This is a genomic window from Pseudoalteromonas sp. JSTW, assembly GCF_013423925.1.
Taxonomy (GTDB): domain Bacteria; phylum Pseudomonadota; class Gammaproteobacteria; order Enterobacterales; family Alteromonadaceae; genus Pseudoalteromonas; species Pseudoalteromonas lipolytica.
The window spans coordinates 871,652-895,888 of the sequence record NZ_CP058972.1 but is presented as its reverse complement, the minus strand read 5'-3'; the positions used below and the strand labels follow the sequence as shown (position 1 = coordinate 895,888).

At 40.4% G+C, this 24,237-nt stretch carries 22 protein-coding genes; 13 read left to right on the top strand and 9 right to left on the bottom strand.

Annotated elements, in window-relative coordinates:
• The first annotated feature begins 162 nt into the window (after positions 1-162).
• Positions 163-2,925 (top strand): ATP-binding protein, encoded by a 2,763-nt coding sequence (locus tag GZH31_RS04175; protein ID WP_075593842.1) that lies wholly within the window; start codon positions 163-165, stop codon positions 2,923-2,925.
• A gap of 25 nt (positions 2,926-2,950) precedes the next feature.
• Here GZH31_RS04175 and GZH31_RS04170 read toward each other — a convergent pair whose 3' ends face one another.
• A complete protein-coding gene (locus GZH31_RS04170; protein ID WP_036970432.1) occupies positions 2,951-3,223 on the bottom strand; it encodes an oxidative damage protection protein in 273 nt (90 codons plus the stop codon).
• Between the two features lie 15 nt (positions 3,224-3,238).
• Entirely contained in the window at positions 3,239-4,315 is a 1,077-nt protein-coding gene (gene mutY, locus GZH31_RS04165; RefSeq protein ID WP_371915640.1) for an A/G-specific adenine glycosylase, read from the bottom strand.
• A gap of 372 nt (positions 4,316-4,687) precedes the next feature.
• Between mutY and trmB the strand changes: the two genes are divergently transcribed.
• The 5 genes from trmB to arcA all read left to right on the top strand — a co-directional run bounded on the left by trmB (position 4,688) and on the right by arcA (position 9,543).
• Positions 4,688-5,413 (top strand): tRNA (guanosine(46)-N7)-methyltransferase TrmB, encoded by a 726-nt coding sequence (gene trmB / locus GZH31_RS04160; protein ID WP_074989461.1) that lies wholly within the window; start codon positions 4,688-4,690, stop codon positions 5,411-5,413.
• A 17-nt stretch (positions 5,414-5,430) separates the two neighbouring features.
• Positions 5,431-6,459, top strand: a complete 1,029-nt coding sequence (locus tag GZH31_RS04155; RefSeq protein WP_065978407.1) for a methyltransferase — start codon at positions 5,431-5,433, stop codon at positions 6,457-6,459.
• A gap of 118 nt (positions 6,460-6,577) precedes the next feature.
• Positions 6,578-8,200, top strand: coding sequence for an ATP-binding protein (locus GZH31_RS04150; RefSeq protein WP_036970444.1), 1,623 nt, complete (start codon positions 6,578-6,580; stop codon positions 8,198-8,200).
• Complete coding sequence (locus tag GZH31_RS04145) at positions 8,200-8,721, top strand: YfiR family protein (protein WP_036970447.1); 522 nt, start codon at positions 8,200-8,202, stop codon at positions 8,719-8,721. The genes GZH31_RS04150 and GZH31_RS04145 overlap by 1 nt, the downstream gene beginning before the upstream one ends.
• A gap of 105 nt (positions 8,722-8,826) precedes the next feature.
• Entirely contained in the window at positions 8,827-9,543 is a 717-nt protein-coding gene (arcA, locus tag GZH31_RS04140; protein ID WP_036970449.1) for a two-component system response regulator ArcA, read from the top strand.
• Between the two features lie 6 nt (positions 9,544-9,549).
• Here arcA and arcB read toward each other — a convergent pair whose 3' ends face one another.
• On the bottom strand, positions 9,550-11,877 hold the full coding sequence (gene arcB / locus GZH31_RS04135; RefSeq protein WP_075593841.1) for an aerobic respiration two-component sensor histidine kinase ArcB: 2,328 nt from the start codon (positions 11,875-11,877) through the stop codon (positions 9,550-9,552).
• Between the two features lie 174 nt (positions 11,878-12,051).
• Between arcB and folE2 the strand changes: the two genes are divergently transcribed.
• The 4 genes from folE2 (at position 12,052) to GZH31_RS04115 (ending at position 15,418) form a co-directional block, all read left to right on the top strand.
• Positions 12,052-12,972 carry a GTP cyclohydrolase FolE2 gene (gene folE2, locus GZH31_RS04130; RefSeq protein WP_075593840.1) on the top strand — a complete coding sequence of 307 codons (921 nt, stop codon included), beginning with the start codon at positions 12,052-12,054 and terminating at the stop codon, positions 12,970-12,972.
• Positions 12,973-13,052: 80 nt separating this feature from the next.
• Complete coding sequence (locus tag GZH31_RS04125) at positions 13,053-13,652, top strand: DUF2726 domain-containing protein (RefSeq protein WP_036970456.1); 600 nt, start codon at positions 13,053-13,055, stop codon at positions 13,650-13,652.
• Positions 13,653-13,755: 103 nt separating this feature from the next.
• Positions 13,756-14,463: a 5'-methylthioadenosine/S-adenosylhomocysteine nucleosidase gene (mtnN, locus tag GZH31_RS04120; RefSeq protein ID WP_065978410.1), complete on the top strand. Its 708-nt coding sequence runs from the start codon at positions 13,756-13,758 to the stop codon at positions 14,461-14,463.
• Position 14,464: 1 nt separating this feature from the next.
• Positions 14,465-15,418 carry a regulatory signaling modulator protein AmpE gene (locus tag GZH31_RS04115; RefSeq protein ID WP_180311412.1) on the top strand — a complete coding sequence of 318 codons (954 nt, stop codon included), beginning with the start codon at positions 14,465-14,467 and terminating at the stop codon, positions 15,416-15,418.
• 55 nt (positions 15,419-15,473) lie between these two features.
• On the opposite strand, the gene tyrS is transcribed toward GZH31_RS04115, so the two are convergent.
• Positions 15,474-16,673 carry a tyrosine--tRNA ligase gene (gene tyrS / locus GZH31_RS04110; RefSeq protein WP_065978412.1) on the bottom strand — a complete coding sequence of 400 codons (1,200 nt, stop codon included), beginning with the start codon at positions 16,671-16,673 and terminating at the stop codon, positions 15,474-15,476.
• 395 nt (positions 16,674-17,068) lie between these two features.
• On the opposite strand from tyrS, the gene GZH31_RS04105 reads away from it, so the two are divergent.
• The gene (locus GZH31_RS04105) at positions 17,069-18,385 is read left to right on the top strand and encodes a peptidoglycan DD-metalloendopeptidase family protein (RefSeq protein WP_036970468.1); all 1,317 of its coding nucleotides are present in this window, start codon (positions 17,069-17,071) and stop codon (positions 18,383-18,385) included.
• A 34-nt stretch (positions 18,386-18,419) separates the two neighbouring features.
• Here the strand turns inward: GZH31_RS04105 and GZH31_RS04100 are convergent.
• The 5 genes from GZH31_RS04100 to GZH31_RS04080 all read right to left on the bottom strand — a co-directional run bounded on the left by GZH31_RS04100 (position 18,420) and on the right by GZH31_RS04080 (position 23,225).
• Positions 18,420-19,660 (bottom strand): IS3 family transposase gene (locus tag GZH31_RS04100; RefSeq protein ID WP_374027183.1). Its coding sequence is split into 2 segments (ribosomal slippage): positions 18,420-19,303 and positions 19,303-19,660, totalling 1,242 coding nucleotides; the frame shifts between segments, so codons are not numbered across the junction.
• A 99-nt stretch (positions 19,661-19,759) separates the two neighbouring features.
• Positions 19,760-19,936: a hypothetical protein gene (locus GZH31_RS04095; protein ID WP_162898025.1), complete on the bottom strand. Its 177-nt coding sequence runs from the start codon at positions 19,934-19,936 to the stop codon at positions 19,760-19,762.
• A 105-nt stretch (positions 19,937-20,041) separates the two neighbouring features.
• A complete protein-coding gene (locus GZH31_RS04090) occupies positions 20,042-21,172 on the bottom strand; it encodes a sodium ion-translocating decarboxylase subunit beta (RefSeq protein ID WP_036970471.1) in 1,131 nt (376 codons plus the stop codon).
• 10 nt (positions 21,173-21,182) lie between these two features.
• On the bottom strand, positions 21,183-22,961 hold the full coding sequence (oadA, locus tag GZH31_RS04085; RefSeq protein WP_036970475.1) for a sodium-extruding oxaloacetate decarboxylase subunit alpha: 1,779 nt from the start codon (positions 22,959-22,961) through the stop codon (positions 21,183-21,185).
• A gap of 15 nt (positions 22,962-22,976) precedes the next feature.
• A complete protein-coding gene (locus GZH31_RS04080; protein ID WP_065978414.1) occupies positions 22,977-23,225 on the bottom strand; it encodes an OadG family transporter subunit in 249 nt (82 codons plus the stop codon).
• 532 nt (positions 23,226-23,757) lie between these two features.
• Here GZH31_RS04080 and GZH31_RS04075 point away from each other — a divergent pair.
• A complete protein-coding gene (locus GZH31_RS04075) occupies positions 23,758-23,931 on the top strand; it encodes a DUF1328 domain-containing protein (protein WP_036970480.1) in 174 nt (57 codons plus the stop codon).
• 52 nt (positions 23,932-23,983) lie between these two features.
• Positions 23,984-24,175, top strand: a complete 192-nt coding sequence (locus GZH31_RS04070; RefSeq protein WP_036970483.1) for a hypothetical protein — start codon at positions 23,984-23,986, stop codon at positions 24,173-24,175.
• Positions 24,176-24,237 lie beyond the last annotated feature (62 nt).

Sequence of the window (24,237 nt, the reverse complement as noted above, 5' to 3'; positions counted from 1 at the left end):
TACGGTTATTTAAGCATCAAACTGACGCTTTCTGATAGTTTACTCTAATTGTTATTTGGTTTCCTTAGGTAAAAACGTGGTGAATTTTTCTTCGTTGATGGTAGGATTGTTCTACCATCAAGGAACTGCTTAATTTTGCTGTAAAATTATTGGATAAGACCCATGCCGAGTAAATCGACCTCTACTGTAAAAGGCCTATTACCTCTTTTTATAATAACAAACGTAGTTATCACCCTATTAGCGGTGGTTGCTTACTCCTTTTACCCAACCAGTAACGCGCCGAAGCAAACAGAGCCCCCTCGCTTAACTGCAATAGAAGTTTCAGAGTTATTATCTGCACCACTTATCAGCGCACTCACTATGCCTGGACAAGATAAAGTTAAAGAAGTACTCGATTTAAGCCTATTGCTTAATAAAGATTTTGATTACTACTTATATAGATACGAAATTAATGGCGATGCATCGCTTGTCTACGCTAATAACAAAGAGGCGCTTATCGCTTCAAGTAAAGTGGACCAGCAACTTGCTCAAGGCACAATTATTCATACGGTGCTTGAGCTGAATGATCAACCCGTTGGTGAGCTTATAGTAAAACAACATCCACAGCAGCAACCAATCATAGAATCAGCCGCGCTCTCGTATGCCCTCGCGGGTTTAACGCTTTTAGCTTTAGTTATTTTATCATTTGCCTTGAGTGTATTAATTAATAAACGTTTTATGAAAAACAGCGAATCACTCAGCAACGAATTAATGGTAATAACACAAAATGCCGATTATCAAACGCAGGTGTCAGAAGAGCTCGATTTTGGCTTAGATAAAGTCGCTAAAAATATTAATCAATTACTTAATAAAGTGTTGTCGGTTATTACCGAAAACAAAGCCGCTCAGCAAGACTTAGAAAAACTACAAAGCGGTCTTGAAGCAGAGGTACAAAGCAGAACACTGGCCCTTGAACAAGCCACCTTAAAAGCAGAACAAGCAAACGAAACCAAAACGACCTTTTTAGCAACCATGAGTCATGAAATTCGCACTCCCATGAATGGCGTGATTGGTACAATTGATTTACTGCGTCAAACAGAACTTGATGGAGCGCAACATAGACTAAGCACCATTATTAGAGACTCAGCGTTTTCATTATTGGGAATTTTGGATGATATTCTTGATTTTTCTAAAATCGAGGCGGGTAAACTTAATATAGATAATACGCCATTTTCAGTGTCAGACACCATTGAAGAGGTCGCGCGGGTGTTGTCATCTGTCGCGAGAAAGCGCGATCTTGACCTTGAGCTTGCCATTGCCCCCGACATTCCAACCAACCTGATTGGAGATACTGTTCGCGTACGCCAAGTACTGTACAACCTATGTAGTAACGCCATTAAGTTCACCACCACCGATGATAACCGTAAAGGCTGCGTAAAAATATCAGTAGAAGTGGTGCAAAATACCACCGATCACTACACCTTACGCTTTGGTGTTTCTGATAATGGCAAAGGGATGACACGCGCACAACTTGGCGAAATATTTAATCCCTTTATACAAGCCGAAAGCTCAATTACGCGTGAATACGGTGGAACAGGCCTAGGGTTATCCATTTGTAAAAGCTTAACAGAGCTTATGCTGGGCACTATTTCTGTCACCAGTGACTTGGGTATCGGCAGTGAATTTATTGTAGAACTTCCTTTTAGCACGCAAGGTAAAGTCGATTTTGCACATAAACACGTCATTAAAGATCAGCGCGTTGTGGTTGTTACGAATCATGATGGCCGTAAAAAACTATTAACGCGCTATCTCTCGTTTATGGGGGCCACCGCCGTCATTGCCGACAGCAACGAAAAAATAGAAGCAGAACAAGACAGTAAAGATATTATTTGGGTTCTCGATGGGATCGAAAGCATGGAGGACATTAATTATATATTGCGCCGCCTGCTTTACACGCTAGAAGATAACCACCAACAAGTAATCGTTCTCAGTAAATTAGATGAAGCAGCCGTTAATCATAAAAATATTTTCTATTTAAATGCTGCCCCACTGTGTAAGTCTAACTTTATGATGTCGCTACTTGTTGCTGCGGGCTTACATCAGCCAAAGCAAATTACTTCTGCAAAAACATTTAACAACTACTTAAGCGTTGAACAAGCGCGCGAGGAAAATAAGCTTATTCTGTTAGTGGAAGATAATGTTTTAAACCAGCAAGTGTTAACTGACCAACTTCATTTACTCGGTTACGGGGTCGAGTTGGCAGAAAATGGCCAACAAGGTTTAGAGCTGTGGCGAAAAAATCACTATGCGATTATTCTCACCGACTTACACATGCCAAAAATGTCAGGTTACGACATGGTAAAAAGTATTCGCGAAGAAGCTTCTCAGCTAGAAGACATTAATGCACAACCGTATATAGTAGCAATCACAGCAAATGCGCTTAAAGGTGAAAAAGATCGTTGCTTGAGCATTGGTATGAATGATTACATCACTAAGCCTGTTGAATTAAATGTGCTTGAATCCACCTTATTAAAGTGGTCTAACAAAAGAAATCCACAAAGCACATCGGTTGAAGCCAAAAAATCAGCTATGCCTATCGATATGAACATGCTCGCTAAATATATTAATAACGATGAGGCTAAAAAACTGCGCTTCTTTAAAATGTATTTAGAGCAAAGTAATCAATTGACTAAAAATATTAATGCGGGTGTCATTGAACATGACATCGACAGCATTATTTCGTCGTGCCACCAGCTAAAATCAATTTCGAAAACGATTGGTGCGATGAAAGTCGCCGAGCTTGCCGCTGAATTTGAGCACTTTTGCAAAAACGAAGAGCCAACCAGCGATGAGCTAATTGAGCTGCGTGATGGTTTTGAAATTGAGTACTCTAAGGTAGCGCAGTTTCTCAAAGAGCAAATTAAAAAAGCTGAAACCGAGCAATAAAAAAGGGCCTTTTGGCCCTTTTCTATTATTTTTCAGGTGGACGGTAGCCTTCAATTTCTACGTCTTTACCTTCAAATAAAAACCCTACCATTTGCTCTTCTAAAAAAGCACGGTGCTCTGGGTCCATCATATTTAAATGTTTTTCATTGATCAGCATTGTTTGCTTATGCTGCCATTGGCCCCACGCTTCTTTGCTGATGTTGTTGAAAATCTTTTCACCAAGCTCACCTGGGTATAGTTGGAAGCCTAAGCCTTCAGCTTCTTTTTGTAACTTTTGACAAAATACTGTACGTGCCATAATTGCTCTCTACTCTTATTGCGTGATGCTATTGTAATCTATTGTGCTTAATTGTTTAACCAGCTTTTTAGTGGGTGCAGCCAACCCAACTTCAACCGATTCGTCAAGCGGATACCAAACAAGTTGGTGCTCGTTAATAAAATCAGGAATTGCCGGTAAGGTTAGCACATGTGGGTTAATGGTTAATTCAAAATGCGAGAATACATGGGTAAATGCCTCAAGTGCTTGCGTGTTACCAGTTAAACCATGTTGTGCTAAAAAGTGTTCTAACTCGCTGTACTCGGTAAATTCAAAAAAGCCAAATAAACCTCCCCAAATACCGCTACTTGGCCGCTTTTCCATTAATACTTTATTGTCACAGGCTAAAATAAGTTGATGACACGCTTTTTTAGGCACCGCTTTTTTAGGTTTTGAGTGTGGAAACTCTTTCACTTTACCTTGATTAAATGCCTGACATTTACTCTTTAACGGGCATGGCTGACAATCAAACTTACTGCGAGAGCAAAGACTTGCTCCTAAGTCCATCATGGCTTGGTTAAATTCAGTAACCGACTCTTTGGGGGTTAACTGAGACGATAACGACCAAAGCTGGTTTTCAACTTTTTTAACCCCGTACCAGCCCTCAACCATAAAGAACCGCGCAAGAACCCGCTTAACATTACCATCTAAAATAGGGTGATGTTGACCCAGCGATAACGATAAAATAGCGCCTGCAGTCGAGCGGCCAATGCCAGGTAAATCCATGACTTCTTCGAGGGTTGTAGGAAACTTGCCTTGGTATTTATCACGGACTATTTTTGCTGTTTTATGTAAATTACGGGCACGGGCGTAATAACCAAGCCCAGTCCAGTGATGTAATACCTGATCTTCATCAGCATTAGCGAGCGCGATAATATCAGGGAAGCTTTGCATAAACTTCTCAAAGTATGGGATAACAGTGATCACTTGCGTCTGTTGCAACATCACTTCGGAGATCCATACTTTGTAAGGGGTTTTATTTAACTGCCATGGCAGTGTCTTACGACCATGAAGGTGATACCAGTCAACCACTTGGTTAGCAAACCAAGTTGACTCCTTATTGCTTAAATTCAAAATAACATCTTTACTTGCTGAAGCTCATTGCGGCTCAGTCTATTGCAGTTAGTTAGGCCAAGCAAGTGAAAACCCAGCATCGAGGCGTGTTACCCTTACAGGATTAAATAAGAGTTAATATAAGTGTTAATCCGTCCTTAAATAGAGCAAAAGCGCTTCGCATATTTATTCGCGTAATTAACAGCGACACAGCGCTTTTGCCAATTATGCCCCCTCTCCACGTCATAAACTCCGCCATGCCTCAATATCAAATTCACTACAGCAAAATTAATCTCGAAAGATAAACAGGTCCTAACTATTGTACTCAAGGCGCTGGTCAGGGATAATACGCACCCTTTTTCTATAGTCCGTGTTTTTATCAGGCCAAATTATATGAATGACTCAAGTAACCCTAACCTCGAGCAAGCAAAGCAAGAGGGTAAATATATCCGCACTATTCGTAGTTTCGTTAAGCGCGAAGGTCGCCTAACTAAAGGCCAAGCAGCCGCCATCGAAAAGTGTTGGCCAACAATGGGCCTTGAGCATAAAAACGGCATGCTCGACCTGAAAGACGTCTTTGGTAACGATAACGATATCGTATTAGAAATCGGCTTTGGTATGGGTAAATCACTTGTTGAAATGGCCAAAAATGCCCCTGAGTTAAACTTTATTGGTATCGAAGTACATCGCCCAGGTGTGGGTGCATGTTTAATGGATGCCGATGAAGCGGGTATTACCAATCTACGTGTATTTGAGCACGATGCTATTGAAGTGTTGGCTGACTGTATTGCCGATGAAAGCTTATCTAAGCTGCAACTGTTTTTCCCTGATCCATGGCATAAAAAGCGTCACCACAAGCGTCGTATCGTGCAACCTGAATTTGCACAAAAACTACGTAGCAAGTTGAAAATAGGTGGGGTTTTCCATATGGCAACAGACTGGGAAAATTACGCAGAACACATGCTAGAAGTTATGCAAGTTGCAGAAGGTTACAAAAACCAATCTGAAACAAACGATTATGTTCCTCGCCCTGATTCTCGCCCGTTGACTAAATTTGAGCAACGCGGTCACCGTCTAGGTCACGGTGTATGGGATTTAATGTTTGAACGTACGAAGTAACATAAGGTAAAGCCAGAATGAGTAAGTTAACCAACCCCAGTTTATTATTACTTCGCAACGACGAAGAGTTAGTTGGGCAATCCATTTTAGTGGTTAACTTTGAACAAGATGGCTTTTTACGAGAGCTAAAAGCATTAAACCCAAATGCGGCCATAACTGCATTTAGCTATAACCACGCAAATGCACAGTATGCCAGTAAAATTAATGGCATACGCGCGGTGGTTGATCACACTATTCCTGAAGGGAATTACGACTTAGTTATCTATTACTACCCTAAAGCGAAGCCTGAAGCTTTAATGTGTCTTGATAATATTCGCGCTATTTGTAAAGAAGATGCACAGCTTCTTATTGTTGGTGAAAACAAAGGTGGCGTTAAGTCAGCAGAAAAGCAGCTTAAGGATTTATGTGGTTTTAGTAACAAAATCGATAGCGCCAAACACTGTATTCTATACCTTTTTTCTGAGCTGACATTAAACGATAGTTTTGATATCAGCCGTTACCACAAGCCATTTCAAGTTAAAGCGGGCGATCTTGAATTTACCGCTATCAGTGTACCGGGAGTATTTAACCATGGCGCACTCGATGTAGGGACCGCTGTGTTATTAAATAACGCCCCTAATATCAGTAAAGGTAAAGTACTCGATTTTGCTTGTGGGGCCGGTGTAATTGCCGCCTATCTAGGAATTAAACACCCTGACCTTGTGTTTACTTGCAGTGATGTCAGCGCACTTGCAACCTATGCAACCACACAGACTCTTGCGTTAAACAATTTACAAGGTGACGCAATATTAAGTGATGGTCTTGAAAGTATTGATGGTAAATTTGATTTAATAATCAGTAATCCACCTTTTCATACCGGCATTGCGACCGACTACACAATTGCTGAAGCGTTTTTAGCTAATGCAAAACAACACCTTACTAAACAGGGTAAGCTTACAATCGTCGCGAACAGCTTTTTGAAATACCCTCCTATTCTTGAAGCACAATTTGGTCAATACACAACTGACTTCAAAAATACTAAGTTTTCAGTTTACTCAGCGGCTTAGTTTTCGTTAATTAATATTGGTTGTTGAAATATTTTTCTTATTATTTAGTTACTTTTTGTTGTCTTTGCTAGACTAAGAAGTTACTAATAATACTAAAAAGATTGGCTTTAGACAGCGCATGTCAATATTCTCTGCACAAACAAGTATTCGCAAAGCTTTAACTAACGCAGTAATGTTAGTTACCGCACTCTGTTTGTCGCTATCTATTTCTATTTCGACCTACCTTGATGTAAAAGAGCAAAAATCACTCATCATCGATAAGATTACTATTTTATCTAAAATTGTCGCATACAACGCACAAGTTACCGTGCTATTCGACGATAACGAAACAGAAACTGAGCGCTTAAAATCATTTGAGTCAGTGCCTTTAATAAAAAACATTCATATTTACTCTATTGACGAGCTTTCTAATGAACCGGTTTTTTTCAGTAGCTTTAACGCCAGCAAAACACCGCCCGTTCCAATTAAAGTAGGTAGTATTAATGACTTATTAGTACCTAATGTTAAAGATAAGGTTATTGAGCTTGTTACCCCTATCGTTTACGAGGGGAACACCATTGGCTATGTGTATATTCGCGGTGGTCTAGACCGATTAAATGAATACATTAATCATAAAATTATGATTGATATCCTACTGACGCTGTTCGTATTGGTATTAGTGTTTTTTGTTGCGCGAAGTATTCAAAAGCGTATTGCAAACCCCATTGATGAGCTGAGTGTGTTACTGCAAGACGTTTCTAAAAATCATAATTATGAAACGCGCGCGCAAAAAACCAATATTGATGAAATAAATCAACTCGCGGGCAGCTTAAACATCATGCTTGCGCGCACTCAAAAACAAATTGAGCGCCATGAAAAAGACAAACAAGAGATAAAACAACTCAACCAAAGCCTTGAAGAAAAAGTAAATCAGCGAACCATTGCCCTTCGTGAAGCAAACCAAGAGCTACTCAACACCCTTGAGCGAATGCATCAATATCAAAACCAAATCGTTGAAAACGAAAAAATGGCTTCGTTGGGCCAAATGGTTGCAGGGGTCGCACACGAAGTTAACACCCCAATTGGTCTGGGGATAACCGGGTCGACGCTGTTGCGTGACAAGCTGGCTGAAATCAATACGCTGTTTGAACAAAAAACCTTAACATCGGCACATTTAAAACGCTTTATAGATGATGGCATTGAAAACCTCGACTTAATTTATCGTAACCTCAACCGCGCTGCCGAACTGGTGTCGAGCTTCAAAAAGGTGGCTGTAAACCAAGATGGCGAAATGACTTCTCTGGTTAACTTACATAACCTATTAAGTGATGTTGTGCTCTCAATGCGTTCAGAAATTGAATACCGCAGCCCTAAAGTAAACATTAATTGCAGTCACGACATTAGCATCGAAACAAAGTCAGGGCCGCTGCAACAGATCTTACAACAACTGTTAAGTAACTCCGTGATACACGCTTTTACTGACAATCAAAATAACGAAATAACCTTTGACGTTGAGCGTAATGAGAGCAGCTTAGTCATTCATTATTTCGACAATGGCGTTGGGGTAGACAAATCGATTAAAAAACGAATTTTTGATCCCTTTGTTACCACCAAACGTGGCGAAGGTGGAAGTGGTCTAGGCATGCACCTCGTTTATAATTTAGTTACCCAAGCATTAGGGGGCAGCATTATTTACGATGAGCTAAGTAATGAAGGCGCTCACTTTATTATTACTCTGCCATTGAACGAAGGTGCAGTTTAATGAGAGCGCTCTTTTATCTATTTGTATTAGTGCTTATAACATACCCCGCGCAGGCTAAGTCACCTGACCAAGTAAAATCGGCATTTTTATTTCAAATTGCGAAGTTTGTTGAGTTCACACATGATGACACTGCACGCCCTGTGTCATTTTGTTTTTACAGTTTAAATAGTGGTCCTGGTGCATTTATGAAGGACCGAGATGAACTGCAAATTAACAACAAACCAATTAATGTGATATTAGTTAAAAAAACTCAGCAAATTTCTGAACTTTCTCAACTTTGTGATATCACATACATTGATGAAACATTAGAAAATGATATACTTCCACTTTGGACCGATACAATTTCATTGGATACTTTAACAATAGGTGAAAGTATCAGTTTTTTAGAAAACGGCGGCATAGCCTCTCTGGTTCAAGAAGGGAATAAAATCCGACTGTATATCAATAAGCAGCACGTATTGCAGCAGAACTTTAAAGTGCAATCTCGATTGTTAGCTATGGCTAAGTTTTATCCAAATTGATTTTACTTGTTAACAATTGGATCTACTCCTATAATCTCTAGTATTCGGTTTTGCTTGATAATACCGAATTTTTGTAAATAAAATTTCCGAAAAGGTTAATATACAATGCAAACGCCAGTCATTCTGATCGTAGAGGATGAAGACGTAACTCGACTAAACCTCGTTAGTTTATTTGAAGCTGAAGGTTACAAAGTTATTGAAGCCATTGATGGCGATGATATGCATGACAAGCTTACAAATAATGATGATGTGAACCTTGTAGTTATGGACATCAACCTACCAGGTAAAAACGGGTTAATCTTAGCTCGTGAATTACGTCAAAAACGCAATGTTGGCCTGATTTTCTTAACAGGTCGTGACAACGACGTTGACCGTATTCTAGGTCTTGAAATTGGTGCAGATGATTACATCACTAAGCCGTTCAACCCTCGCGAACTAACGATTCGTGCGCGCAACCTAATCTCTCGTACAGCGTTAGGTGGCGAAGAAGCTAATATCGAAACAAATGGTGTTATTACATTTAACGGTTGGGAACTTGATGAAAACAGCCGTTGTTTAACATCACCAAGTGGCGATGCTAAACGTCTGCCTAAAGGTGAATACCGTGCGTTACGCTTAATGCTTGATTCTCCTGGCCGTATCTTTAGCCGTGAGCAACTTATTAAGCATATGACTGGCCGCGAGCTACGTGCTAACGACCGTACAGTTGATGTAACAATTCGTCGTATTAGAAAACACTTTGAAAGCGATAACAGCACATCTGAGCTTATCAGCACCATCCATGGTGAAGGCTACCGCTTCATTGGTAAAATTGACAACTAATTAGAACTAATCTTCTAACTGTTGTAAAAATAATTGGAGGGCTTCATGCCCTTCATTTATTTTATCTGCTAAAACACTTAACCACTCTTGCAGTTCTTCTGCACTCTCATCAAGCGCACCGTGTTCCATCTTTTTAGCATGTAATTGCACATCGTTTAAACCAACAGAACCTGCAGCACCTTTTAGCTTATGGGCTACCGATTTATATTCTTCTCTGTCGTCTATAGCCAGAGCATCGGCTAATTCTGTTTGATACTGCGGGTTAAGCTTAGCAAATAACGCAGCGCTGCGTTTAAACACCTCTAACCCCATAGAGCCAACAAAATCTTCAATGGTTTCAATGTCGAGTAATTCTACTTTGATACCGGAAAGATCTTTCGGCTTAGCGGCTTTAACAGATGCAGAGTCAGGTACTTTTTGCTGTTTAATATCAAATAGCTCACCCAGCATTTTATCAAGCTTCGTGGTGTTAATTGGTTTTGCTAATGCACCTTGAATACTTATACCTGCGAGCTCCTCTTCGGCGCTTCTTACGTTGGCGGTAAGGGCGACTATCGGTAAGTTATCAAAATGCTCATCATAACGAATTTGCCTTGCTACTTCATCACCATTAATGTCGGGTAATTGCATATCTAATAGCACTAAGTCTAAATCATCCTCGGTGTAAACAAACGACAGCGCATCTTCACCGGTTTCAGCCCAAATAACTTCGTGACCACGCTGCTCTAACAGGTTAGTTGCTATTTCAGCATTTAATGGCACATCTTCAACTAACAAAATGTTTAAGCTGCGAACTGCATAGCTTTGCTCGGTTGGCGCAATACAAAGTTTAAGGGGGATTTCTACCACGAATACACTGCCCTCGCCCTCTGTGCTGCTAACATGTATTTCACCTTTCATGGCACTAACCAACGCTTTAGTTACGGCTAAACCAATTCCCGAGCCAATTGCGTTGGTGCCATTTATATCTGGCGCTTTATAATACATGTCAAAAATACGGTGTAGCTGCTCTTGAGGGATCCCTTGTCCTGTATCACTCACTCGCATTACTAACCAAGGCCCATCAGGGCGATTTTCACGGCGGCATTCGAGTTCTACATGACCTTGCTGGGTAAATTTCACCGCATTATTAATAAGGTTCCAAACAACTTGGCGAAGGCGGGTCGGATCTAAAGACGCATACACATCAAGCGTGCCTTTACGCTTGATATTAAAGTCGAGGCCTTTTTGTTCAGCAATTAAACCCGCAAAGTTCACAACATCATTAATAAAGTCTGCAACATTCACTGAATCGGCTACAATATCAAGTTGCTCACGGTCAATTTTATCTAAATCTATAATATCATTGAAGATATTACCCAGCGTTTCAGCACTTGAGAACACCGTATTACACCAGCTTCGTTGCTGCTTATCGAGCTCAGTATCGAGTAGCATGCGGGTTAAACCAACAATGCCATTAAGTGGGGTTCTTAATTCATGGCTCAGAGTAGCAATGAATTTCCCTTTATCTTTGTAGGCTGCCTCTAGCGCTTGAGCAGCTTCTTTACGGCTGGTGATATCACGACCGAACGCAAGTAAGCCTATGTATTCACCTTTTTCATTAATAAACGGCAATTTACGCATTTCAAACCAACGTTTCTCCCCTGCTACAGGGTATTCAACGTCTAAAGTGAGTGCTTGATGAGTCTGCGACACTTTTTTGTCGGTGCGTAATACTTCAGGTAGATAATCGCTTGGGTAAATTTCTTCGACACTTTTGCCAATCAGGTCTTCGCTACTTTTACCAATCACCTCTTCAAACATTTTATTACACCCAGCGAACACACCATTGTTATCACGGTAGTAGAATAAATCGGGTGAGGAGTCGACAATAGAGCGAAGTAACATGCCCTGTTGTGCTAACTCTTGTTGTGTTTTCTTACGCTCGGCAATTTCTCGTCTTAACTCTTCAATTGCTCGGTGCTTGGCATGAAACGCCATTTTACGTTCGTCAATTTCTTCATTAAGGCGACTAATATTGTCTTTTAACGTTTGGTTTAAGAGCTTTTCTTGTTTGGTTGCACTGTCTAAGTAACTGTATGACGCTTCTAACTGACGAATAGAATTTAACAATACAGAAATTAAAATTGGCGATACGACAGCCGTAAAAAACATTACAGCCAATACATCAACTAAGGTTACGGTTCCAACTGCCACGTAGTAAAACATACACGACAATATTAAAGACATAACCAATAACAGGGCATAGCAAGCTGCGGCGGTTTTGAATTCACCGTATTTTGATATAAAGCTTGAGAGTGTGCGAGCCCACGGACTCAAAGAAGAATCAATCATAGATAAAGCTTAGGCACATAATCTAAAAAAAACAGCATAGCTAATTTTATCACTATTCCTTATGAAATATTCATATTGTGCGATAAACACAGAATTTTTTCATCAACGCCGCGTTTTTTATATTTTTTCATGTAAAATACCGCGCTTTAATAATTGCAAAGAATGAGTATTACCATGCAGACCACGATGCCAGATATTGCTGATACGGCTCCCGCCTTACGAACAGGAAAATTAGACTGGGTTGGCATGGGCGAAATTGAACTTCCTTTCATTTTTGAATCTCGCAATATTGCCCCTGTAAATGTAGTTGCTAAAGCACGCGCATTTGTAAATTTACATAAAGAAGATGCGAAAGGCATTCACATGTCGCGCTTATTTTTAGCACTCGATACCTTATCAACTGAACAGCAAGTGAACCCACAAACACTTGCTCAGGCACTTGATACCTTTATTAGTAGCCATGATGATTTAAGTGACCAAGCACAAATTGAATTTAAGTTTGAGCTTCCATTGCGTCGTGAGTCTTTGTTGAGTGGCAAAGTGGGTTGGAAAAACTACCCAATCCACCTAATAGCCAAAATTAATCAAGGTGTATTAAGCTTTGAGCTAATGGTTGATGTCACTTACTCATCGACTTGCCCATGCTCAGCTGCACTCGCAAGGCAATTAATTCAACATGCATTTGATGAAAAATTTGCAGAGCAACAAATTGATAAACAAATGGTTTTAAACTGGCTGGGCACAACAGAAGGGATTGTCGCCACACCCCACTCTCAGCGATCAATTGCAAATGTGAAAGTGAAGCTTGATAACGCTCTCACCAGCTTTGATGTGGTTGGCTTAATAGATGCATTAGAAGGTGAATTAAAAACCCCTGTGCAAGCGGCAGTTAAACGTGAAGACGAGCAAGAATTTGCACGTTTAAATGGCCAAAACCTGATGTTCTGTGAAGACGCCGCTCGTAAAATCAAAGGGCTGTTAGAAGAGCAAGAGTATGCCGATTACTGGTTGCAAATCAACCACTACGAATCACTTCATGCGCATGATGCTGTTGCAATTGCCGTAAAAGGAGTTGCTGGCGGTTATACTGCTTAAATAATTTGGTAACTCCCGACACTTAGGCACACATATTGCTTTTATATTTCAGTGTCAATTTGTTGTTGTGGAGTTACCTTATGGAATTCGCTTTATTATCAATTTTAGTTTTAGTCGTAGTGGCTTCTGTTGTTGCGTCAAAGTTCAGCGATGATGGCGGAAACCCGTACCCTTTCACTCGTAAACAAAGTGTTTTTACTCAAGTTGAAAGTGCTTTTTTAAACCTTCTTGAACGTGCCGTTGGCGATCAATACAAAATTGTAAGCCGCGTAAAACTAATCGATTTAATTGACTGCAAGCAAGGCTTATCTGTTAAAGCAAAGCGAGCAGCCATGACGAAGGCAAAAGGTAAGCAATTAGATTATGTGCTTATCGATAAAGAAAAGCTAACAATCGTTGCAGCGGTTGATTTAGTAAATAATACCAACAAAGACGGTCATAAAGCACAGCGAGATTGGTTTGTTAGTGGCGCATTAGAAGCGGCTGGCATTCCTCATATTCGTATGAAGGTGAAATCGGGTTATCAACCAAGGGAAGTCCGTGATGCGATTATGTTTAAGCTAGGGAAACCTGCAGCAGCGCCGATAAGACCAACACGCAACCGTGTTACAAAGCCTGCAGTATTGTCGCCATCTCAAGCAAAAGCTCATACGAGCTCTACCGCACTTGCTGAAATATAAGTTGTCATAATAGTGGCAAAAGCAGACTTTCGGGTCTGCTTTTTTGTTTGTTTTATACATTTTTAGGTATAATCATCCTATTCAATCTAAGGAATCAAATATTATGCACGTTGGTATTATTGGCGCGATGGAGCCAGAAGTAAAAATCTTACGCGAGGCAATGGCAAACCCAAGCACGATGACAAAAGCAGGGTTTACATTCTACACAGGCGAATTAGCAGGTAATAAAGTAACACTTGTTCAGTCTGGTATCGGTAAAGTGGCGTCTGCGGTAGCGACCACGTTACTCATTGATAACTTTACACCTGATTGTGTGATCAACACCGGTTCTGCGGGTGGCTTTGAACCGTCATTAAATGTGGGTGATGTGGTTATTTCATCTGAAGTGCGTCACCACGATGTTGATGTTACTGCGTTTGGTTACGAAATCGGTCAAGTACCACAAATGCCTGCTGGTTTTGCAGCTCACCCAAAACTGATTGAAGCTGCAGAACAAAGCGTTAGCCAAATCAGTGATGTTAAGACCATGATTGGTCTAATTTGTACTGGCGACTCGTTTATGTGTGACCCGGTACGTATAGAAAAAACACGTGCTGAATTTCCTACAATGCTTGCCGTAGAAATGGAAGGCGCTGCAATTGCTCAAGCTTGCCACGTACTTGAAACTCCATTTGTGGTTATTCGTTCTATGTCAGATATAGCGGGTAAAGAATCACCGCAGTCATTTGAAGAGTACATTGAAACAGCATCAATTAATTCATCAAAAATGGTTGTGGCCCTATTAGAAAAACTGACCTCGGTGAGTTTATAAGGTGATTACACATTTTGTTCAAACCCATTTGGACATTATTGTATTTTTTATAGCGCTCCTTGCTGAGCGCTTTTCCCCCTTAGTTAGCTGGTATCACCCCAACACTTTTTTAAGCATTATATTCGCAGCCTTGGGAGAGCGTTTATATAACCGTTCAAACCCCACGAGTTATCAATATCTTGCCTCTACCCTTGCCTTTACTTTGACCGTTTTAGTGATTGTCATTCTCGTTGTGTTGTTCTTAGAGTTTGCTTTCTACCCCGAGTTACTGAATGGCTTAATCTTATATTTACTGCTAAGTAGCCGCTTACAAGAAAAGAAGTCGCTGCGTATTGCTAGACTCATAAAACAAAATCAAAAAGCTATCGCAAAAGAGCTACTATCGAGTTTGGTTGCACGTGATGTGTCACGACTTTCATCGCCAGGTATCTGTAAAGCCACCATGGAGTCATTGGTGCTGCAAAGTGCGAGGCATTATTTTGCCGTTATATTCTTTTATTTAATCGGCGGCCCTATTAGCGCAATCGTTTATCGTTTATTAACGCTTATTCACCAATCATGGCGTAAAAAGCAACAGCCAAATAGTCCATTTTTAAAACCTATCGCAAAGCTGTTATTTGTCCTTGAGTGGCTACCCACTCGATTAGTTGCCATCACGATTGCGGCAACCAATGCCAGTAAACACAGTATTCATTATATTAAATACTACGGTAGACATTTTTATCAAACGAATACAGGCTGGTTATTAAGTGTGACCTCAGCAGCCTTACACGTACAACTTGGCGGCCCCGCACTTTATCAAGGCGAACGTTACAATAAAATGCGCGTGGGCACCGAACGATTACCCACTGCCGATGATATTCCTGTGCTTGTAAACCGTTTAAATCAAGCAAAAGCATTCTGGCTGCTATCAATCGTTGCAATCGAAATAGCCACACTATTGCTCGTTAACTAATTGCGACAAAAAAACCAGCCGAAGCTGGTTTTTTGTTTTGCTTAGTATGGAAGTATTAAGCAACCGTGATCTTTGCAAACTTACGTTTACCTACTTGGTAAATCTCAGTGGTGCCTTTTGCAACTTCAAGCTTAGTATCTGTTACTTTTTCTTCACCATTAATTTTAACTGCGCCTTGCTTGATCATTCGCATTGCTTCAGACGTACTCGCTACTAAGTTTGCTTCTTTTAGCAAATTAGTGATAAAGACCGACTCTTCAGCGATGGTTACAGTCACTTCAGGGATTTCATCTGGTAAAGCATTTTTTTGGAATCGTTTGATAAAATCTTGGTGTGCACCTTCGGCTGCATCTGCGCTGTGGAAACGCGCAATTAATTCTTTAGCCAGTTCAATCTTAATATCACGCGGATTAACACCCTCTGCAACGCGTTGCTTAAGCGCAGCAATTTCTTCAATAGATAACGCACTTAGTAAGTCATAGTAACGCCACATTAGCTCATCACTAATTGACATCACTTTACCAAACATATCGTTTGGTTCATCAGTAATACCAATGTAGTTGCCTAATGATTTAGACATTTTTTGTACGCCGTCAGTCCCTTCAAGCAGCGGCATCATTAGCACTGTTTGTGGCTTTTGACCTTCGTCTTTTTGTAACTCACGACCCATTAGTAAATTAAAACGTTGATCAGTACCACCTAGTTCAACGTCTGCTTCTAATGCAACTGAGTCCCAACCTTGAACAAGTGGATATAAAAATTCGTGGATTGCAATAGATTGGCCACCGGCATAACGCTTTTTAAAGTCATCACGTTCTAGCATACGTGCTACTGTTTGACGCGCAGCCAGTTTGATCATGCCCGCAGCACCTAATGTCTCCATCCACGTAGAGTTAAATGCAACCGTTGTTTTAGCAGGATCAAGAATCTTAAATACTTGCTCTTTATATGTTTCGGCATTTGCAAGCACGTCATCACGGGTTAACGGTTTACGTGTCACGTTTTTACCCGTTGGATCACCAATCATACCTGTGAAATCACCAATCAAGAAAATCACTTCATGACCTAGGTCTTGGAAGGTTTTCATTTTATTGATAAGTACTGTGTGACCTAAATGTAGATCAGGCGCAGTTGGATCGAAACCCGCTTTGATCTTTAACTTCTTACCAGACTTTAATTTTTCAACTAATTCGTCTTCAATTAATATCTCTTCTGCACCGCGTTTTATCTCAGCTAGAGCGGTTTGTAAATCCACTGTGTATTACTCCAAAAATTCAGCTTACCGGGCGTGGTGGCCTATTAGGGTTAAAATAGAACTAAAACATTAAAATTTAGCTAGTTAGCGCCAGAAATACTGCACAAAAATAAAGCTAACTTAACCGTGTTAAGTAAAAGCCCCGAAGGCAGCGCGCGTGATTGTTCTTTATACCGCGTTATTGCATTTTAATGAAGGTACTTTAGTTAACTAATGCATAATTAGTTTAACTCTTGGCATCTGCTGCAAATTTAATCAAAAAAGTTTAACGCGCCTACTAATTCTAGCGTAAAATAGCGCCAGTTTAAATCTACAAAACTCTGGTATTTGCTCTATTTTAGGTATATCCTGCAATATTAGTAATTAATTTTCTTGACAGCAGAAAAAGGCACGTTATGGTTCACGTTGTGCACAAACTCCCCAAAAAACACAAACTGCTTATTCTCGGTTTGGTTTCTGCTATTGCTGGCTTAGCATTATTACCTTCGGAAAAAGCCACCGCATCAAAGGATAACAGTGCGAATGCACTTGAGATTGGCAAGCGCTACGAATTACAAGTTAAAGTTGACGATAACGAAAAACTAACTGAATTAAATTCTGAGCAAGCAGCAGCTAAACTTCCAGAATACGACCTTATCGACCATGAAGTTCGCAATGGCGATAATTTAGCACTTATTTTTAAACGTGCAGGCTTTTCAGCACAAACATTACACAAGCTAATCAATACAAACGCTGAAACGCGTAAACTGACAAAAATTCATCCAGGCGAAGTATTAAGCTTTGCAACCGCAGAAGATGGCTCATTAGCACAGCTTCGCTATGTTATCTCAAAAACAGATACCTTATACGTTACCTTAAACGAAGAAGGTAACTACGACACCTCTATCGATAGTAAAGAGATAGAAACGCTGAGTAAATCAGCCGGTGGAGAGATTAATAGCAGCTTTTGGACATCAGGTATTGCCGCAGGCCTTAGCGAACGTCAAATTATGAACTTTGCTGATATTTTTGGTTGGGATGTCGATTTTGCCAATGATATTCGTAATGGCGACCAATTCGGTTTAATTTACGAAGCACATTATGTTGATGGTGAATACATTGGCGACGGTAAAATTATTGCCGCAGAATTTATTAACCAAGGCGAGCGCTACACAGCAATTCGTCATACAGATGGTAACTTTTACACTCCTGAAGGCCGTAGCATGAAAAAAGCCTTCTTGCGTGCACCAGTTAACTTTAAATATATTAGCTCTAGCTTTAACCCACGCCGTTTACACCCTGTAACAAAGACAGTTAAGCCACACAACGGTATCGATTATGCCGCGCGCACTGGCACACCGGTTGTTTCAGCTGGTAATGGTAAAGTACTTAAGGCAGGCTACAGTAAGTACAACGGTAACTATGTTTTTATTAGCCATGGCACTCAGTATGTAACTAAGTACTTACACTTAAACAAAAAAATGGTTAAAACGGGTCAGAAAGTGAAGCAAGGCCAAAAAATTGGTACTGTCGGTGCCACTGGTCGTGTAACAGGCCCACACTTACATTATGAGTTTTTGGTAAATGGTGTACACCGTAACCCTAAAACGGTAAAACTACCTAAATCAGAACCCTTGCCTCGTGATGAGTTAGCCAAGTTTAAACCTATTGCAGATAACTTCTTAGCGCAATTACAGCGTAACCGTGAAATGCAATTAGCCTTAAACAAATAAGCTAAATGTCTCGTCCTAAAATACGTTGACGGTTTTAATTGAAGGCCAGTAGCTTTTGCTCCTGGTCTTTTTTATGCACTTGGTTTGGGGTTTCCATGCCTAAACTCAAATGCGGCCTCATTTCATTGTATATTACTATTGATTCTTCGACGAGTTCACGTAGCTCTTTCAGATTTTGGCATTTATAGAGTAAGAATTCTTGCTTCAATATGCCATTAATGCGCTCCGCCAATGCATTTTGATAGCAATCATAGCCATCGGTCATCGATGGAGTAATGCCATTTTCATTAAGCTTTACTTGATATACCCGTGAGCAATACTGTAACCCTCTATCTGAATGGTGAATCGTACTGCATTGATACTGACGATTAGCGATGGTCATATCTAATGCCTTAACCACATCTGTCGCCTTCATTTCATCACTGAGTTCATATCCCATAATTTTGCGACTATACGCATCAGTTACCAGCGATAGATAGTGAACACCTTGCGTTGATTGAACGTAGGTTATATCACTTACAAATACCTCTTCTGGCCTCGATGGTTGTCTATCTTTAAGCAAGTTAGGATGCTTTTTCATCCAATGTTTACTAAACGTCGTTTTTGTATAACTACGCTTAGGTTTAACCAATAAATGTTCACTTTTTAAGTAACTAAAAAAAGCATCTCGACCTAAACTTATACCTTGCTCTATGAGTTTGGGTTTCAGTAGAAAATATAATTTCCTTCCACCTAAACGCGGCATAAAGCGTCGTATTTCCAATACCATCGCTTTAACTGGTGCAAGTTCAATAGCACGCAATTTAGCTCTGCTCTCTCGTTGATATATTGCTTGTCTCGTTATCCCAAGCAGCTTGCAAGCACGTTCTAAGCTAACTATTTTTTGCTTTTGAAGGCTTCTTGCTCCTTGGCAATATACTTTTTTCTAAGGTTTGTCCCATGCTCAGCGTCAAGAATATTAACCACTTCATTGAGTAACAGGTTACGTAAGTGCTCATCTTCGAGCTCTCGTTCGAGACGCTTGATTTTTTGTGCGGGGCTTTCTTTGGCTTTAGGTGATTTAGGCATAGTCATCTTAGGTGATTGAGTCCAATCCATCTTACCGTGTTTTCTCAACCAAGTAAGCACAGTTGAGCGACCTTGTATGCCATAAATTTTTTGGGCTTGTTTATAAGTCATATCGCCTTTTTCTACAGCGTCGACAACTTGTAATTTAAAGCCTAATGAATAATCTCGTTGTGTTCGTTTGATCGGTGTATTATTTGACTTGGTCATAATAAGTCCTAAATGTGTAAACACATTTCAGGACGAGACAAAATTAATAATGACAAAGCCGCTGCACGTTGTAGCGGCTTTTTTGTGCTTGGCCCTAAATTACCTTACGAGTAAATAAATAAGCTGAATAACCATTGAGATCATCACCAGAGGCCAAATGTACTTAGCGTATTTAGTTGCGCCATCAAGGCCCAGTTTTGAATGGTACTTTTCAAGTAACGGCACCAGAATAACCAAGGCAATAAACAAGCAAAGTAAGATAACAAATATATTCATGGTGGCTTCCTAATGTAGACGGTAATGTAACCAGTCTATAGGCAAAAAAAAGCGCAGTAAAATTACTGCGCCAGTCGGTTGGAAGTAAAATGTGTAATCGATTTATTAACCTACAATCGCTAACAAAATACCAGCTGCAACAGCACTGCCTAGTACCCCTGCAACATTTGGCCCCATTGCATGCATTAACAAGAAATTATGCGGGTTACTTTCAAGGCCTACTTTATTAACAACACGCGCAGCCATTGGAACGGCTGACACTCCAGCAGCCCCTACTAGCGGGTTAATAGGTGATTTAGAAATCTTATTGAGGCCTTTTGCCATAAAGACACCAGACGCTGTACCAATGGCAAAAGCCAATGCACCAAGTACTAAAATACCTATCGTTTCGACAGTTAAGAACTTATCGGCAGCCAGTTTTGAGCCAACAGCAAGACCTAAGAAAATAGTGGTAATGTTAATGATCTCGTTTTGCGCACTATTACTTAAACGGTCAACAACACCAGACTCTCGCATTAAATTACCTAAACAAAACATGCCAACAAGAGGGGTTGCCGCTGGTAAGAACAAAATAGTTAGGCTCAATACCATAAGCGGGAAAATAATCTTCTCAGTTTTCGACACAGCACGTAATTGTGGCATTTGAATTTGGCGCTCTTCAGGCGTTGTTAAAGCTCGCATGATGGGCGGTTGAATTATAGGAACCAATGCCATGTACGAATAAGCAGCTACTGCAATGGCACCTAATAAATCAGGAGCCAATTTCGACGCTAAAAATATTGCCGTTGGACCATCTGCACCACCGATAATAGCGATAGCGGATGCATCTTGCAGGGTAAACTCAAAACCTGGAATAAAGTTAAGTAAAATGGCACCAAATAAGGTTGCAAAAATACCAAACTGAGCAGCAGCCCCCAATAACAACATGCGAGGGTTTGCAATTAAAGCACTAAAATCTGTTAATGCACCCACCCCCATAAAGATCAACAGTGGAAAAACACCTGAGTCGATACCAATGTGATAAACATAATATAAAAGCCCACCTGGGTCAGATAACCCAGCAACTGGAATGTTTGTCAAAATAGCGCCGAAGCCAATGGGTAAAAGCAGCAACGGCTCAAAATTACGTGCAATTGCCAAATACAGCAATAAACACCCTACGGCAATCATAATCAAAGCAGGAAAGGTAAAGTTTGCTATACCCGTTGCATGCCAAAGGTTTAAAAGACCATCCATCTTCTATCCCCTACGCTAACGAAATCATAGCATCGCCAGTGGTAACTGAGTCACCTTCGGCTACTAAGATTTCAGCGACAGTGCCTGTATGTGCAGCACGGACTTCGGTTTCCATTTTCATTGCTTCCATAATGATAACCACATCGCCTTGATTTACCGTTTGGCCCGGCTTTACCTTAATTTTAAAGATATTACCCGCCAATGGCGCATTGAGCGTTTCACCCGCTGACGCTGATGCCGATTGTGGAATTAATTCGCTGTCTTTAAGAGTAACTTCTTTAAGCTCACCACCTTGCGCTACTACGACATCGTAAACTTTCCCATCAACTTTTACGCTATACTGCTCAGCTTTAACGGCATTTTTGCCTGACGTAGGTTGTTTACTTTCAGTCTGGGCAGTTTCAGCTGTTGGAACTGCTTCAAATGCATCAGGGTTATGGCGGTTTTTAATAAACTTCAAGCCAATTTGCGGGAATAATGCATAAGTAAGCACATCATCAATTACTTCATCAGCAAGCTCTAAGCCTTGCTCTTTGGCTTCTTTTAAAAGCTCGGCTTCTAATTTCTCAAGTTCAGGCTCAAGTTTATCAGCAGGGCGACAAGTAATCGGTTCAGCACCATCAAGGACGCGTTCTTGCAGCTCTTTATTCATTGGCGCTGGTGTCGCACCATATTCACCTTTAAGTACACCGGCAGTTTCTTTAGTGATTGTTTTATAACGCTCACCAGTTAATACATTAAGTACCGCTTGTGTTCCTACTATTTGTGAGGTGGGTGTAACAAGCGGAATGAACCCTAAGTCTTCACGAACACGCGGGATCTCAAGTAATACTTGGTCTAATTTATCTGCTGCACCTTGCTCTTTAAGCTGGTTTTCCATGTTAGTTAACATGCCGCCAGGCACTTGTGCGAGTAAAATTCGACCATCAACCCCTTTTAAGCTGCCTTCAAATGCCGCATACTTTTTGCGAACATCACGGAAGTACGCAGCAATTTCTTCAAGTTGATTTAAATCGAGTTCAGTATCGCGCTCTGTGCCTTCAACAATTGACACAATTGTTTCAGTGGCACTGTGGCCATACGTCATACTCATTGACGATATTGCGGTATCAAGCATATCAATACCTGCATCAATTGCTTTTTGATATGTTGCAGTGCTAAGCCCTGTAGTCGCATGACATTGCATAGCAATCGGAATTGAAACTGTCTCTTTCAACCCTTTAATGAGTTGCTCACACTCATACGGTTTTAATAAACCCGCCATATCTTTAATACAAATAGAGTGACAACCAAGCTCTTCTAATTGTTTAGCAAGTTTTAACCACATATCAAGCGTATGAACAGGGCTTACCGTATACGAAATAGTCCCTTGCGCGTGCGCTCCCACTTTAACAGCCGCTTTAATCGCCGTTTCTAAGTTACGTACATCATTCATCGCATCGAAAATACGGAATACATCAACACCATTTTTATGGGCGCGTTCAACAAATTTTTCAACAACGTCATCAGCATAGTGGCGATAACCTAAAAGGTTTTGACCGCGTAATAACATTTGCTGTTTAGTGTTTGGCATTGCCGCCTTTAGCTCACGGATACGCTGCCAAGGGTCTTCACCTAAATAACGGATACAGGAGTCAAAAGTAGCTCCCCCCCATGATTCAATAGACCAATAACCTGCATGATCAAGCTTTTCGGCAATAGGCAGCATATCATCTAGGCGCATACGCGTTGCTAAGAGAGATTGATGCGCATCACGCAATACTAATTCGGTTAGTTTTAATTTAGCCATGTTCAAGCTGCTCCGTTATTGTTGTTTATTTCTAAATTGAGCGATAGCAGCGCTGATAGCTGCAATATGTGCCGGTGGTACCCCTTGCTGAGGCTGTAATTTTGCGGTTCGGACTGGAACTGAGCTCGCAGAGTTTTCAAATCGCCCCAACAATTTCGACATCAGCAGTACGGCTGAAATCAAAATACTGAGAAAGATAAATACACCCACCATACCCGTTAGCATTAAGCTGGCTGCGGTTGTAAGTAAGCCACCAATATCCATACTGCTCCCCTCGCTACTCAGAATAAAAAAACACTTAAATCGAATATTTATACACTCATAATAACAAACAAAACTTATTTTTAAAGCTTTATTGTCAATTGGTAAAACCAATTAATTACAGGGTAACACATCAAACAATTAATTAACACCAAGCCATTACGGCAATTAACTACCCAATATAGACGATAAAAATACTCAATATAGTCAAAAGTTATATGTAAAAATAGTTAACTGTGTAACGTAGCAGCGTAAAAATCAGCTAAAGCAAGGGGTTTGGTAACTTGTATGCCATACAGGTTAAATTGGTCTTACCAAGAAAACATACTCACAGGCGTCCACTTTCAGCATAGAAGTTGAAAAATTATCACTATGAATAAGTTACATGATCACTCGTAATAATTACCAAACGACACGCCACAAAAAAAACCGAAAAAAAACTAACAAATTGAAAAATAAGGACTTTAAAACTTTGGTATGGAACTCGCTTCAGTCTAATCAACCGAAACGAAATTAAATAACCAAGGAGAACATTATGTTACGCTGGACAGTTACTTTTTTAGTTATAGCGCTAATCGCTGCAGTGTTAGGTTTTGGCGGTATTGCAGGGGCCGCAGCAGGCATAGCTAAAATCATATTTTTTATATTCTTAGTTTTACTTGTTATTTCACTTATATCAGGTGCTCTTAGAGGCAATGTACCTAAGTAATAACAAACCAACAGCAATTTACTTTACTAATTTATTTACAAGGAATTTCATTATGAAAAATTCAACTTTAAAAGCAGCTACTATCGCCCTATTTTCAGCTTTATTTATTATGGGGTGTGAAGACAACACAGCAGAAGAAGCTGGTGAGCGCATTGATGAGGCAGTAACCGACGCTCAAAATGCAGTAGAAGATGCATGCGAAGAAGTTAAAGAAGGTGTAAAAGCAGAAGAAACTAACTGCTAAAAATAGAGACTTTACGAAAAAAAGCGGCTTTATAAGTCGCTTTTTTTCGTAAAGCATTGGTA